This window comes from Streptomyces sp. NPDC047042 (genome assembly GCF_040644035.1).
GTDB lineage: Bacteria > Actinomycetota > Actinomycetes > Streptomycetales > Streptomycetaceae > Streptomyces.
This window is the reverse complement of sequence record NZ_JBEYVP010000022.1, coordinates 78,027-91,167: the sequence shown is the minus strand read 5'-3', so window position 1 is coordinate 91,167 and position 13,141 is coordinate 78,027. Positions and strand designations below refer to the sequence as shown.

At 69.2% G+C, this 13,141-nt stretch carries 13 protein-coding genes and 1 pseudogene; 8 read left to right on the top strand and 6 right to left on the bottom strand.

Translation table 11 applies throughout. The features are described 5' to 3' along the window. Nucleotides 1–47: 47 nt before the first annotated feature. On the top strand, nt 48–1,016 hold the full coding sequence (locus tag ABZ855_RS25785) for an NADP-dependent oxidoreductase (RefSeq protein ID WP_360810764.1): 969 nt from the start codon (nt 48–50) through the stop codon (nt 1,014–1,016). 195 nt (nt 1,017–1,211) lie between these two features. Then, complete coding sequence (locus tag ABZ855_RS25780; protein ID WP_360810601.1) at nt 1,212–1,616, top strand: DUF4345 domain-containing protein; 405 nt, start codon at nt 1,212–1,214, stop codon at nt 1,614–1,616. Between the two features lie 215 nt (nt 1,617–1,831). On the opposite strand, the pseudogene ABZ855_RS25775 reads toward ABZ855_RS25780, so the two are convergent. Then, nucleotides 1,832–2,203 (bottom strand): annotated as a pseudogene (locus ABZ855_RS25775) (GNAT family protein); the annotation flags it as partial. Between the two features lie 272 nt (nt 2,204–2,475). Further along, nucleotides 2,476–2,892: a hypothetical protein gene (locus tag ABZ855_RS25770; RefSeq protein ID WP_360810599.1), complete on the bottom strand. Its 417-nt coding sequence runs from the start codon at nt 2,890–2,892 to the stop codon at nt 2,476–2,478. Between the two features lie 358 nt (nt 2,893–3,250). On the opposite strand from ABZ855_RS25770, the gene ABZ855_RS25765 reads away from it, so the two are divergent. The 5 genes from ABZ855_RS25765 (at nt 3,251) to ABZ855_RS25745 (ending at nt 8,229) form a co-directional block, all read left to right on the top strand. Further along, the gene (locus ABZ855_RS25765) at nt 3,251–3,655 is read left to right on the top strand and encodes a hypothetical protein (protein WP_360810597.1); all 405 of its coding nucleotides are present in this window, start codon (nt 3,251–3,253) and stop codon (nt 3,653–3,655) included. Nucleotides 3,656–3,815: 160 nt separating this feature from the next. Further along, nucleotides 3,816–4,907 (top strand): hypothetical protein, encoded by a 1,092-nt coding sequence (locus tag ABZ855_RS25760; protein WP_360810595.1) that lies wholly within the window; start codon nt 3,816–3,818, stop codon nt 4,905–4,907. 143 nt (nt 4,908–5,050) lie between these two features. After that, on the top strand, nt 5,051–6,259 hold the full coding sequence (locus ABZ855_RS25755; protein WP_360810593.1) for a hypothetical protein: 1,209 nt from the start codon (nt 5,051–5,053) through the stop codon (nt 6,257–6,259). Between the two features lie 156 nt (nt 6,260–6,415). Continuing rightward, the gene (locus tag ABZ855_RS25750) at nt 6,416–6,781 is read left to right on the top strand and encodes a hypothetical protein (protein ID WP_360810591.1); all 366 of its coding nucleotides are present in this window, start codon (nt 6,416–6,418) and stop codon (nt 6,779–6,781) included. Nucleotides 6,782–7,068: 287 nt separating this feature from the next. Beyond that, complete coding sequence (locus ABZ855_RS25745) at nt 7,069–8,229, top strand: acyltransferase (RefSeq protein ID WP_360810590.1); 1,161 nt, start codon at nt 7,069–7,071, stop codon at nt 8,227–8,229. A gap of 10 nt (nt 8,230–8,239) precedes the next feature. Here the strand turns inward: ABZ855_RS25745 and ABZ855_RS25740 are convergent, their stop codons facing one another. The 4 genes from ABZ855_RS25740 to ABZ855_RS25725 form a co-directional block, all read right to left on the bottom strand. Further along, complete coding sequence (locus ABZ855_RS25740) at nt 8,240–8,431, bottom strand: hypothetical protein (protein ID WP_360810588.1); 192 nt, start codon at nt 8,429–8,431, stop codon at nt 8,240–8,242. Continuing rightward, a complete protein-coding gene (locus ABZ855_RS25735; protein ID WP_360810585.1) occupies nt 8,428–9,471 on the bottom strand; it encodes an alpha/beta hydrolase in 1,044 nt (347 codons plus the stop codon). Before ABZ855_RS25735 ends, ABZ855_RS25740 begins: the two co-directional genes overlap by 4 nt. 50 nt (nt 9,472–9,521) lie before the next feature. After that, on the bottom strand, nt 9,522–11,297 hold the full coding sequence (locus ABZ855_RS25730; RefSeq protein ID WP_360810583.1) for a fatty acyl-AMP ligase: 1,776 nt from the start codon (nt 11,295–11,297) through the stop codon (nt 9,522–9,524). Between the two features lie 76 nt (nt 11,298–11,373). Continuing rightward, entirely contained in the window at nt 11,374–11,604 is a 231-nt protein-coding gene (locus ABZ855_RS25725; RefSeq protein WP_360810581.1) for a DUF6059 family protein, read from the bottom strand. 245 nt (nt 11,605–11,849) lie between these two features. Between ABZ855_RS25725 and ABZ855_RS25720 the strand changes: the two genes are divergently transcribed. Further along, nucleotides 11,850–13,091: a cytochrome P450 gene (locus tag ABZ855_RS25720; protein ID WP_360810579.1), complete on the top strand. Its 1,242-nt coding sequence runs from the start codon at nt 11,850–11,852 to the stop codon at nt 13,089–13,091. Nucleotides 13,092–13,141 lie beyond the last annotated feature (50 nt).

Here is a 13,141-nt window from a genome sequence, read left to right as displayed (position 1 = left end):
GCGATGACGGTCAAGCTGGACCCATGACGAATTCCAGCACCGCCACCATGCGAGCCATCCTCCAGGAGACCCACGGATCCCCCGAGGTACTCAAGGAGGTCGAACTTCCCCGGCCCGTTCCGGGTCTGAGCGAGATCCTGGTCGCCGTCCGAGCAGCGGGCGTCAACCCGACCGACTGGGGAAACCGCGCCCAGCCCCGGACCATCGACCGCCTGCCGCTCGTCCTCGGCTGGGACGTCTCCGGGGTCGTCGAGGCCGTCGGTATCGGCGTCACCCTCTTCAAGCCGGGTGACGAGGTCTTCGGCATGCTGCCCTACCCCGACGGGGTCGGCTCCCACGCGGAGTACGTGACCGCCCCCGCTCGCTCCTTCACTCACAAGCCGGCCGGCATCGACCACATCCAGGCCGGTGCCCTGCCGCTCGCGTCCCTCACCGCCTACCAGGCCCTCGTCGACACCGCCGATGTCCAGCCCGGACAACGCGTCCTCATCCACGCGGCCGCCGGCGGAGTCGGTCACCTCGCCGTCCAGATCGCCAAGTCCCGCGGCGCGTACGTCATCGGCACCGCCAGCGCCGCCAAGCACGACTTCCTGCGTTCCCTGGGAGCTGACGAGGCCATCGACTACACCACCGTCGACATCGCCGAGGCCGTCACGGACATCGACGTGGTCCTCGACCCGATCTCGGTCGACACCGAAGGCCGCGCCCGCTCCCTCGCCGTCCTGCGCCCGGGCGGCACGCTGATCTCGATCCTGCCGGTGCCCGTAGGACCCGACGAGCTGGCGAAGATCGCCGAGCGGGGCATCCGCTTCGAGTCCCTCCTCGTCGAGGCCGACCACGGCGGCATGCAGGCCATCGCCCGCCTCGTCGAAACCGGCGCCCTGCGCGCTCACGTCGAGGCCACCTTCCCGCTCGGCGAGGCCGCCAAGGCCCATGCCCTCGGCGAGACCCGTCGTACTACCGGCAAGATCGTGCTGACCGTGGAGGGGGCGGAAAAGGGGCAGGCCGTCGCCTAGGCCGTTTCTGATGGCTCTTGGCGGGCCGGGTGGATCTCGTCGTTGGCCGGGCGCCGAACGCCTCACTTCGGATCTACCCCATGCCGGCCGTGGCGGCGTCTTCCCACACCACGAGCAGTTCTTGCCGCATGTTCGGTTCTTGCCGCATGTTCTGGAGCTTCTTCGATGAGCTCCCAAACCGGAGGTATCAGAACGATGAGCCTGAAGAAGGTGGTTCTTGGTTCCGCGGGTCTCGGGCTCGGCGTGATCGGGTTGATCTATCTCTTGGTTCCCCGCTTCCTGCTCGACGTCTACGGGGTCGACATCCAGTCGCCGTCGGAGGCGAACCTTTTCAGGAGCGGTTCCGGGTCACTGTTCGTAGCCGTGGCGATCCTGTTCTGTCTGGGAGCCGCCAACACGCGTTACACCAGGACTTCGCTCGTCACGCTGTTCACCTTCATGAGCGGCCTGGCTGTGGGACGCGTGGTCAGCATCGTGGCGGATGGGTGGCCCCATGCGCTGCTGATCGCCGTTCTTGTCGTCGAGGCTTTCTACGCCGGCGCTGCGGCGTATGTGTTGCGGGTGGAGGACTCCTCCCCGCGGCTGAGGGAGACCGCCTGACAGGTACACGCGGCCCGCCCGGCCGGGCAGCCAGGGCATCACCGCCGAGCCGGGCGCCGAAGGGGTAATGGGGGAACACTGTTGGGAACCATGACCGTACGAGTTCGCGTACTGGCCGAGGCTCCGCCGCGCGTGTGGATGGCGGTCCGGCTCCTCAGCAGGGCGGAGGTACGAGGCCTGTTCTCAGCCCCGGCCGGGCTGTGCGACAGAACAGGTCACTCGTCCCGAGCGGTGCTCTGCGCGGTTGGCCGCCATTCCTCTTCGAGGAGGCTGAAGATCAGAGAGTCTCGCCAGCCGTCGCCAATCAGATGCGTGTGACGCAGGCATCCCTCATAGGTCATGCCGAGCTTGGCCAGTATCCGGGCAGAGCCGAGATTCCGCGGGTCACAGGTTCCGTAGATCCGATGGAGCCCCAACTCGCCGAAGCCAGAGGCGAGAAGCTGCCGCGCGATCTCTGTCCCGATCCCCTTGCCCCATACTCGCGGATGCACGACATAGGAGACCTCGGCCTGACGCTGGATGTCACTGCGAACACGCAGTTCCCCCATGCCCACCGCTTCCCGCCCGAGGCGGGCCACATAGGCGAACCGGCGTTGGGGGCTGTCCGACTAGGCTTTGACCGCGTCTTCCACGAAGTCCCGTGTCTCGTCCTCCGTGTTCGGCCCCCATGTCTGATAGCGGCAAACCTCCGACAGACACGCCCACGAGTGAATGGTCGGCCAATCCGCCGAAGTGATCTTGTCCAGGGTCACCGGGTGTTGGTTCATCAGGTGAGCCTCACTGTTGAGAGCCAACGGGTTTCAACATCAACCGTCATGTCTGTCGGTATCGGTCCCCCCCAATGGAGAACCCGCTGAGGCTACGTCCTGGCGATCTCCTGCCGGACTTGGCGGGTGAAGCGGCGCAGAAGATCCAGCGTTTCCCTGTGCTCAATCCTGTGATCGTCCCTGCCCTCGCTGGGGCGGGAACCCCAGACCCGGACCGCGAGTGCGTCGGCGAGATCGACGGTGTCGTTGTCGCACAGCAGATAGAGCGCCGACCGGGCCTCCTGCATCCGGCCCGCCAGTTCGTTGGCCCCGGCGCCGTCGTCACTCAGCCGTGTTTCCCGAAGGTGATCGATGAGCTGGACCACGGCCGTGTTGAAGCCGACCCCGGCTTTCAGCTTCTGTTCGCGCAACCACATGCGGTCCTGCCGACGCGCGGTGAACCATGACCCGAACACGGCCCCTATCAAGCCGAAACCAGCCCCGATGGCCACGGACAAGATGTTCACCACGCCAGCTCCCCCCGACACACAGCTCCCCCCGACACACAGCTGACGGCAGGCTACAGAAGCCATCAAGCACCCAACTCGACGGGGAGCTCGCCATCCAGCGCGGTCCCGTCCGGCAACCGCCCGGCCCCGGCCCCGGCCGCCACCTCCGGAAACGCCAGGCTCCTCGCCCGGAGAAGCGAGGCGTCTTTTACCACGATCTCGATATGCGTTTCTCGTAAATCCACTTAAAGGCATATATCGCTTCTGGGCTATCTACCCTGGGTGCTCGATGCGTCATTCTGCGTGCTTCTGCGGCGCTTCTGCGGTGCTTCTGCGGCGCTTCTGCGTGCTCGGCTGTCGTGTGGAAGGGAGTCGGTCCATGGACCCTGTCACTCTGGTCACTACCGCACTTGTGGCGGGTGGGGCTGCGGGTATCTCTGGTACGGCCTCCAGAGCAGTCCAGGATTCGTACCAGGCGCTGATCGACGCGGTGCGCAGGAGAATCTCGGGCGGCCCGGAAGAGGAGTTGGCTCGTCCGGAGGTACTGGACGCCTACCTCGCGGACCCGGTCGGCCACTACGAGCGCCTTGTGCGCGCGCTGGTCGCGGCGCACGCCGACCGCGACGCGGACCTGGCGGACGCCGCGCGGGCGATCTTCGTGCTGACCCACCCCGGCGAACAAAGCGACCGGCGTATCTACAACAACACCATCGACGCCCGCCATGTCCAGGGCCTCGTCGTGGGCAACGGCCACGTCGAGCAGACCAATCACTTCTCCGGATGACGGTCACATGACCGACCGGAACATTGGCGATCAGGGCCTGCGGCCGGATCCGGAGAGCCACGGGTCTCACGATCTTCGGGGTGCCCAAGGCGTAGTCGTCGTTGACGGCCGTGGGCGTCCCGTCAAAGTCCGTCAGCGCAACGTCTTCATCAAGTACCTCGTGGAGCTGCCGCGTAGCGTCAAGGTGGCGCTGCTTCTGCTGCTTTGCCTGGCCGTCATCGCCGGCGGGGGGTGGATCTACTCCCGGTGGATCCTTCCGGAGATCGCCCCCTCCTACCGCACGCAGTTCCTCGTCGACACCGCGCAGGGCTCCGACCCTCGTGGAGCGGCCGATGTCGCCTCAGCCGTGCGGACGACGGTGGGCAACTCCGGGGACCAGGACGCGCTCGCCCTGCGCGCCTTCGGCGGTGAGTGCGGGGCGAGCGACAACACCCGGCGTCTGGCCGACTTCGCGACCGGCAATCGACGGAAACTCATGCAGGTCACCGACGGTGTCCGCGCCGCCGGGAGCCCCACCCTGGTGCGCGGCATCGTGGAGGCGGTGCAGGACTTCTCCCGGCCGTTCGACCTTGCCGCCACCCAGATGAACCGCGTCATCGTCATCACCCGCCATGGCGCGGACGCCTGTGACGACGACATCGCCTTCGTGGAGAACGAGATCCGGGACCGGATACGTGCGGCAGGACTGCGCCTGGAGTTCCGAGTGATCGGCTACCAGGTGCCGAAGACAGAGCGCGACGGGCTGCGCCGGATCGCCGCAGGTGCCGGAGCCCCGGATCCGGTGCTCACCGACACACTGCCGGAACTGAAGGCCGCCGTGGACTGGTATGCCAACGATGAGCCGGTGCTGCGCGGGGCCCAGAAGGTCATCGACGCGCTCAATCCCGCCGCCGAACAGGTCGACGCGGCCGTGCGGGCGATCGACGACGGCCGGTTCGAAGCCGCGGAGGAGCACCTGCGTACGGCACGCGGGGCGGACGGAAAGGTCAGCGCGGTCCTCGAGGATCTGACGGGCCGCACCAAGAACCCGACCGAACGTGACATCCACGCTCGCACCCTTCGGCTTCGTGACTGGCAACGGAGCGTCCTCTCGACCGCCGGTGACCTGCTGGACGCCGAACGGTCCGGCACCGCGGGGAGTCCGGACCCCAGGACGGCCTACCGGAAGGCCGCCGACGCCTACAACACGGAGGTCGAAGCCTTGAACAGGACACTCGCCAAGCTGCGCGCGAAATCCCCGGTCGCCTCGTGACGGGCCCGCGATCCGCGGAGAACCCGGAGGCCGGGAGGAGCGTGGGCACAGGTGCCACAGGTGCCACAGGTGCCACAGGCGGTGCCGGGACGTGGCCGGAGGCGTCGGCAGCACCCCGGAAGTCCCGGCGCCGCAGGGCGGTCATGGCGCTGATCGCGGTGATCGTGCTGATCCTGGCAGCCGCTGCGTTCTTCGTGTACCGCTCCATACCCGACCACCGCACCGCGTTCCTCGTGGACGCGTCCGTCCCCGCCGCGCCCGCCGCCGCGGCACGCCGTGGGGCCGACTTCGCCGCCGTGGCCCGCGCCGTCGGTTCGGCTGCCCAGAACGCGGGAAACGGAGATGCTCTGTCGCTGCGCAGGTTCGGAGGCGATTGTGACGAACCCGGCAACACATCGCAGGTCGTCCGGAGCGGTACCGGCCGTGGAAGCGAGATCGCGGACTCCGTCCGCCGTCTGGCACCTGGCGGACGCGCGACGCTGCGCAGTGGAATTGCTGCGGCGATCGACGATTTCGACGGTCTCTACCCGTTCCGGGGGGAAAAGAGCAACCGCATCATCGTGGTCACCAGCACGGGCAAAGACGCCTGCGCTTCCGACCAGCGCGCACTTCTCAAAGAAGCCCACGACAAGGCGAAGGCCGCCGGGCTGGAGCTGGAGTTCAGGTTCGTCGGCTACAGGGTGCCCGTCGACGAGCGGGCCGGCCTCAACCAGCTCGCGGCCGCTGTGGGCGCTCCGGCGCCCAGCTTTGTCAGCGCACCCGGCGCACTCGCCCCTGTGCTCCGGAAACTGGTGCTGCCGAAGGAGGACGAAGCCCGGAAGGTGACGGTGCCCAGCAGCCCCGGTGCGCCGGAGACATCCACGCGCCCGGAACACCCCTTCGTGGTCGGACTCAGCACCGGCTGGGCGGTCACCGTGACCGGCACGCCGGTGCGCTGCGCTACAACGACCAACGCGCCGACCAACTGCCGGTTCACGATGCGCGAGGGTGAGCGCGTCACGCTGCGGGCCATGGTGAGCGGTCCCAACCCCAACCCGATGGGCGACCTGGCCGAACAGAACAACCCGTACTACCGGCCGAACAGAACGCCTTACTGGTACGGCTGCGACGAAGGATCCAGGTCGCGCACCTGCACGGTCACCATGACCAGGGAACGCGTCGAGACCAGCGAGAAGTGGGCAGACGGCGCCTCGTCACCCACGGGCATGGCCGCCAGCCGCCTGTTGGCCTGCGTGACCACCGAGGAGACATCGGAGCTGACGCTCGCGCGCACCTGCGCCGCCATGACCGGCTCCGAAGCACCGCCGGAGCCCAGGGTCACCTACGCCGACGGTTCGACGAGTGAACAGTGACCGGACGGGGCCCGCACAGGGTGCCGTGCGCTGCCGGCGGACCTGCCGGCAGCGCACGGATCACTCGGCGCCGCCCGCGCGGAACTGGCCTTCTGGAATTCGGCCCGCGGGGAGCGGGATGACGCGCTACGGCAACTGACCGACGCCGTACGAGCCATGGCGGGTACGTCCTTCCGCGCGTCGGCACAGGCGATGCCCGACGTGCCGTCGGCGACGTGGCCCGACGGTGAGGGCGGCGCGATCGCCAACGTTGCGCTGGGCGCGGCGGTCGTCGCCGATGTCCCCGAACACCTGTTGGGCCGCGCGATGGCCGGCCTGCAGGTCCTCATGGCGGCGGCCGGTGTGGCCGGTGCTCTGGCCGGTGGTGCCCTCGGCGACCGGGTCGGCGTGCGCCCGGCCCTGTGGCTGCTCGCCCTCGTCATGCTGACCGCCACGGCCCTGGCCGCCCCGCCCGCCCTGCGCGCCGCGCGCCGGCAGGCGACCCCCGTCGCGGCGCCGGACGAGACCCTGGACCCGGCCTGACCACTGCGAGAACCCGGCCGTACGACGTACCGCAGCCGACGAACTCCGGGACTCCTCTGTTGAACTGCTCAGCCGGACGCCACGTATCACTCTCGGTGGTGGGCGGCGTCATGGCGCCCGGCGCACCAGTGGGGAAACGGGTCGGCGGGCGTGCGTCTGTCGGGGGTTGCATCGCGCAGCGATCGTCGGGGTGTCGGCGGGGGATCGCGAACGCGGTGCCGGGGGAAAAGGGCTGAGCCATTTCTGTGGATTCGCGCCGTTCAGGCAGTGACAGTGGTGTTCTCGACGTGGTCGTCCCAGCGGGGCGCGCGGAGGGGGTGAGTGGGGGAGACGTACGGCGGCAGGTGCTGGGGCTGGACGGTCTCCGTGGCCTGGCGGCGCTGTATGTGGTGCTGTTCCACTGCTGGTTGTACACGTTCCCGGGGTATCCCAACAGCTCGGCGCCTCCATGGCTGGACGGGCTGATGTTCGGGCGCCTGGCGGTCGTCTTCTTTCTGGTGCTGTCCGGGTTCTCGCTGGCGATCTCTCCGGCGCGTCACGGGTGGAGGTCGGGTGGCGTCGGGGAGTTCCTGCGCCGTCGGGCCTGGCGGATTCTTCCTCCGTACTGGGCGGCGCTGGTCATGAGCCTGCTCATTTCCTGGTTCGTGGTGCCCGCCTCGCGTTTCGGACCGCCCACGGGCTCGTCCGTTCTGGTGTACGGCCTTCTCGCTCAGGACATGGTCACCGCGCCGACGCCGAACGGCGCGTTCTGGTCGATCGGGGTGGAGGCCGAGCTCTACCTCCTCTTCCCCCTGCTGCTTTTCGTGCGGCGGCGGCGGTGGGGCGCGGTCGTCATGGTCGCGTTCGCGAGTCTTCCGGTGGTCGTTCTTGCTCTGACGGCGGTGGGCGGATCTCCTGAGGAGGGCGTCAACCAGCTCGCTCCGCATCTCGCGCCGGTGTTCGCGGCCGGCGTGGCGGGTGCGGGGATCGTGGTGGCGTCGGACCGGGTGCGGCGCCTGCCCTGGGGATGGTTCGCCGTCGTGGCCGCCTTGCCGGTGCTGGCTCTCGGTGTCGTTCGAGGGTCCGTATGGACGGTGACCCACTACTTCTGGGTGGATCTCGCCGTCGCTCCCGCCATGACGATGCTGATCGCCGCGGTCGCCACCGGCAGACCCGCCGCCCTCGTGCGGCTGCTGACCGCGCGGCCCGTCCGGGGTCTCGGGAGCTTCTCCTACAGCCTCTATCTGATCCATCTGCCGATCGTGCTGGCCGTGATCCGCCGGGTGGCCCCGCACTTCGTGTCGCCCGGCCTGCCCACCTTCGGGTTCACGCTTCTTGTGGCACTGCCGGTCTCGGTGGTCGGGGCGTGGCTTTTCGCGCGGATCTTCGAGCTTCCCTTCAAGGGGAACAGGTCCTGGAAATCGATGATCGCCTTGTGTCGTTCCCGATTGACGGGCGGGATCCAGTAGTTCGGGTTTGTCACTCGGGGACGGCCGCGGCCGGCGCCTCGGTCGTGGCGGTGGGTGGGGGCTCGTTGTCGGCTTCTTGCATCCGGTCCAGCTCCGGGAAGCCCAGTGAGGTGAGGGAACGCCAGGGCAGGACGGTGGGGGCGGGTCGGGTATGAGGAAGTGCGGACATGGACATCATCGCCTCGCTCACGGAGTGGGTCATGCCGTCGTTCGGGTACGCGTACGGAGCAGAGAGAGGGCCAGCCAGCGGCGCATCGCGCCCAGGTGTGCCGGTGAGCCGTGGACGTCGTCGAACTTCTTGATGCGGAGGCCGGGCAGCAGAGCGGCGAGCCGGTGGAGTTCGCCGGGCGGGATGATCTCGTCGCGGGTGCTCGCGACGTAGCCGACCGGGATGCGCACCGAGGCGAGCTGGTCGGCGTTCAGGGGGAAGTCGGCCAGCAGGGTGCGTAGGTGGGGTTCGTCCGTCGCGTGGGTGAGGCGGCGCAGGGTCTCCACGGTGATGCCCGGTACGCGGGGCCACCAGCCGGGGTCGGTGAAGAAGCCGGCGACCGGGGCGCCGACCGTGTGGATGCTGCGGATACGGGGGTCCTCGCCCGCCGCGCGCAGCGCGAGGTGGCCGCTGAAACTCAGGGCCAGCAGGGATGTGTCGGTGACGCGGGCGCGCCCGGCGAGCCGGTCGAGGAGGAAGGGCAGTACGCGCCAGGAGTCGGCCCGGTAGGGAAGGGTGTTCTCCCCGACGCCGGGAAGTTCGCTGACCACGGCGGCGAAGCCGAGCCGGGCCAGCTTGGGAAGCAGCGGGGCCCACTGCTCCTTGACGCTGACGATCCCGCCCATGACCAGGAGCAGCGGGCGCGGGCGCCTGTCCGAACCCACCGGCGTCAGACCGGCCGCCCAGCACGCGATCGTGCCGTCGGGGTGGTCGAACTCCAGCCGTTCCATGCGGGGTTGAGAGCTTCGCCGCCAGTCGTCGAAGGAGCGCACGCAGCGGCGCTGGGCCTCCTGGCGGTCCTCGTCACCGGCGTGCGGGAAACGGGCGAGGGCGTAGTGGCGGCAGGCGTCGAGGGGGCGTCCGCGTTCGAGGAGCTCGTCGCCCTTGGCGGTCCAGACCCGGGCCCAGGAGTCCGGGGCGCCGGGCTCGTCGCCGGTGATCAGGGACAGCGTGTCCTCGAGCCGGCGGGTGGGGATTCCCTGGCCGCGGGCGTGCAGCCGGGCGAATTCTTTCAGTTCTTCCAGGTGGTCCATGCCGTGTCCATCTCCGAGTCCATCTCCGTGCTGGGGAGCGGCGGTCAGTTTCAGCGGGTCGGGGTCAGGGACGGCTCGGGTGCCTCGATCAGGGTCCGTACGGACGGTTCGAGCACCGAGTGCAGCGGGGTGACCGAGCCCTGGAGGAAGAGCTTGCGCATCAGGGTTCGCTGGATCTTTCCGCTGGTGGTCCGGCTGATGGTGCCGGGGCGGACCAGGAGGACGTTGCCCGCCGGGACGGCGAACTCCCTGCCGACCAGCTGCTGCACGGCGGAGACCATGGCCTTCAGGTCCGTGTCCGCGCGCGGCCGGAACTCGTGCACCACCACCAGGTGCTCCTGGTCGGTCTCGACCCCGAACACGGCGCCGTTGCCGAAGGCCGGGTCGAGGTCCCGTACGGCGCTCTCCACGTCGTACGGGTAGATGTTGCGGCCGTTGATCAGCACCATCTCCTTCAGGCGCCCGGTCACGAACAGTTCGCCCTCCTCCATCGCGCCCAGGTCGCCGGTCCGCAGCCACGTTCCCAGCTCCGGGGCGTCGGCGATCCGCGCCCCGAACACCTCCACGTTCACCTCGGGCCGGTCCCAGTACCCCGAGGCGACGCTCGCGCCGCGCACCCAGATCTCGCCCACCCGCCCCTGCGGGACCTCCTCCTTCGACTGCGGGTCCACGATCCGCACCTCGAAGTCCTCGGCTCGTACGATCCCGCTGCTCACCAGCGTCCGGGTGGTCGCGTCCGGGAACGGCCCCGTCAGCCGGCCTTCTTCGAGTCCGCCGGCGTCCACCTCCCGCAGCAGCGGCCTGGTGTCGGGTCGTGTGCCGGAGACCAGGAGGGTGGTCTCCGCCATCCCGTAACAGGGGGAGAGGGTTCCCGGGCGGAGTCCGTACGGTGCGAAGCGCTCGGTGAACGCCCGAACGGTCTCCGCCCGGACCGGCTCCGCGCCGTTGGGGGCGACCTGCCAGGTCGACAGGTCCACGCCCTCCAACTGGGCGTCCGTCACCCGGCGCACGCAGAGTTCGTAGGCGAAGTTGGGCCCGCCGGAGGCGTTGACGCCGAACTCGCTGACCATCTCCAGCCAGCGCACCGGGCGGCGCAGGAAGGACATCGGGGACATCAGTACCGAGGTGGTCCCCAGCCACAGCGGCTGGAGCACATGCCCGATGAGACCCATGTCGTGGTAGAAGGGCAGCCAGCCACCGATCATGTAGTCCGGGGTGTTGCCGGTGGACCGCTGGATGGCGGCCTCGTTGGCCAGCAGGTTGCCGTGCGAGACCATGACCCCCTTGGGCGCGCTGGTCGACCCCGAGGTGTACTGCAGGAACGCGAGGTCGTCGCGGCCCACCCCCGGGTCGCGCCACGCACCGGCGTCCCCGACGGGCCCTTTGTCGGTCGGCAGACAGACGACGTCGGAGAAGCCCTCCTCCGCCAGCCACGCCTCCACGTCCGGCACGTGCGCTCCCAGCGTCAGCACCGCACCCACCTGGGCGTCGCGCACGATCCCCGACACCCGCCGGAAATGCTTGCCCTGCTCACTCGGCAACGGCGCCGGAATCGCCACCGCCCCCGCGTACAGGCAGGCCACGAAGGCTTTGACGAACTCCAGGCCCGACGGATACAGCAGCAGCACCTGGCGCTTCGTCAGGTGGTGCTCCCGCAGCCACGAGGCCACGTCCTTCGCCGCCTGGTCCAGCCCCGCGTAGGACAACCGCTCCGGCTCGACTCCCCGCACTCCGTCCGCCAGGAACAGGAAGGCGTCCTTGTCTCCGCGTTCGACCGCCCGCGTCAGCACGAGCTCCGTGAACGAACCAAATTCCGGCACCGTCATCCCCTCGCCCATCCCCTCGTTCTGGTTGATTTCCCGTGTCCGATGGTCGGTCGGGTTCCTAAAGCCGCCGTTGCGCTCAGTCCTGTCCCAGCCCCTCCAGTTGCGCCCACAGCTCCCGCTCGTCGGCCGAGAGCGTGCTGTGGGGAAGCAGACGCTCGGGGTGGTTCGGAGGGGGTTCGTTCTGCGGTCGGCCGGGGACCGGTGCCGACCGCTCCGCAGGCGTGAGCAGGTGCGTCACGTCGACCATGCCGAACATGGCGCCCAGCAGGGTGAGGCCCGGGGAGCAGGATGCCGCCGCGCGCCGCATCAGGCGCCACACCCCCCGTCGTGGACCGCCCCCGGCAGTCAGCTCCCCGTCTCCCATTTCCCCGTCCCCCATCTCGCTTCCGTACGGGCACAGCGTGGGTCCCGGGGCTGAAGGCAGCCTTGTGCGACCTGTGCGAAGGGGGCTCGGAGGCGGCCCCGGTGGGGCCCGCGGTGCGCAAGCCCGGCTTTAGGCGGAGTTCGGACAGTGGGCCGGACTGTCCTGCCAGGAGAAAGAGGACCGAATCGATGAGCACTGAGCCCGAGACGACACCCGGCGCGGAAGTCCCCGGAGACGGTCAGGAAGTGCTGACCTACCCCTTCGAGCGCACCTCCGCGATGCAGGCCTGCCCGGTGTACGGGCACCTCCGGGAGAACCGGCCGGTGGCCGAGGTGGAGATGCCCAGCGGAGACCACGCCTTCCTGGTCACCACCTACGACGACGTGCGCACCGTGCTGTCGGACCCGAGGTTCAGCCGGGCCGCCACGCTGGAGGACGGCGCGCCCCGGCTCGCCTCCGCACCGCAGAAGTTCAAGAGCCTGCTCAACATGGATCCGCCCGAGCACTCCCGGGTCCGCACGCTGGTCTCCCGGGAGTTCACCGCCCGCCGGGTGGCCGCGCTGCGCCCGCAGATCCAGCAGCACACCGACGCGCTGCTCGACGCCATGGCCGCGGCGGCGCCGGGTCCGGTGGACCTGATCCCGGCGCTGGCCTTCCCGCTGCCCGTGATCGTGATCTGCGAGCTGCTCGGGGTGCCGTTCGAGGACCGGGAGAAGTTCTCCGGCTGGTCGAGCGCCTTCCTCTCGACCACGTCACGGACCGCCGACGAGATGCTGGAGGCCCAGATCGGCCTGTTCACCTATCTGTCGGAACTGGTGGAGGCCAAGCGCCAGAACCCGGGCGAGGGGCTTCTCTCCGCCCTGGTCCAGATCCACGAGGACGACGGCGACCGGCTCAGCCACGAGGAACTCGTCTTCCTCGGCATCAGCATGCTGGTGGCCGGCCACGAGACCACGGTCAACCAGATCGCCAACAGCGTGGTGGCGTTGCTGACCCACCCCGACTCCCTGGCCGAACTCCAGGCCGACCCCGAGCTGCTCGGCCCCGCCGTGGAGGAGCTGCTGCGTGTGTACCCGCCGGGCGACGACGGACTGCTGCGTATCGTCACCGAGGACGTGGAGCTGAGCGGCACGCTGATCCCGGCCGGGAGCGCGGTGCTGCCCGGTATGGCTTCGGCCAACCGGGACGCGTGCCGGTTCGCCAACCCGGACGAGCTGGACTTCCACCGCCCCAACAACGCGCATCTCGGCTTCAGCCATGGCCCGCACTACTGCATCGGATCGGGACTGGCCCGGCTGGAGTTGCAGATCGCGATCGGCTCGCTCTTCAAGCGCTTCCCGACACTGAAACTGGCCGTCGCCCCGGAGGATCTGCCGCGCCCGTCGGGAATGCTGGTGCACGGCATCTCGTCGCTGCCCGTGGTGTGGTGAGCCTTTCGTGAACGTCGGTCTCCACGCCCTGGTCGGGGTCGTGGAGACCG

Coding starts and splice junctions, on each gene's coding strand:
- ABZ855_RS25785 (WP_360810764.1), top strand. CDS start 48: ATGCGAGCCATCCTCCAGGAGACCCACGGATCCCCCGAGGTACTCAAG.
- ABZ855_RS25780 (WP_360810601.1), top strand. CDS start 1,212: ATGAGCCTGAAGAAGGTGGTTCTTGGTTCCGCGGGTCTCGGGCTCGGC.
- ABZ855_RS25765 (WP_360810597.1), top strand. CDS start 3,251: ATGGACCCTGTCACTCTGGTCACTACCGCACTTGTGGCGGGTGGGGCT.
- ABZ855_RS25755 (WP_360810593.1), top strand. CDS start 5,051: ATGGCGCTGATCGCGGTGATCGTGCTGATCCTGGCAGCCGCTGCGTTC.
- ABZ855_RS25750 (WP_360810591.1), top strand. CDS start 6,416: ATGGCGGGTACGTCCTTCCGCGCGTCGGCACAGGCGATGCCCGACGTG.
- ABZ855_RS25740 (WP_360810588.1), bottom strand. CDS start 8,431: ATGACCCACTCCGTGAGCGAGGCGATGATGTCCATGTCCGCACTTCCT.
- ABZ855_RS25735 (WP_360810585.1), bottom strand. CDS start 9,471: ATGGACCACCTGGAAGAACTGAAAGAATTCGCCCGGCTGCACGCCCGC.
- ABZ855_RS25730 (WP_360810583.1), bottom strand. CDS start 11,297: ATGACGGTGCCGGAATTTGGTTCGTTCACGGAGCTCGTGCTGACGCGG.
- ABZ855_RS25725 (WP_360810581.1), bottom strand. CDS start 11,604: ATGCGGCGCGCGGCGGCATCCTGCTCCCCGGGCCTCACCCTGCTGGGC.
- ABZ855_RS25720 (WP_360810579.1), top strand. CDS start 11,850: ATGAGCACTGAGCCCGAGACGACACCCGGCGCGGAAGTCCCCGGAGAC.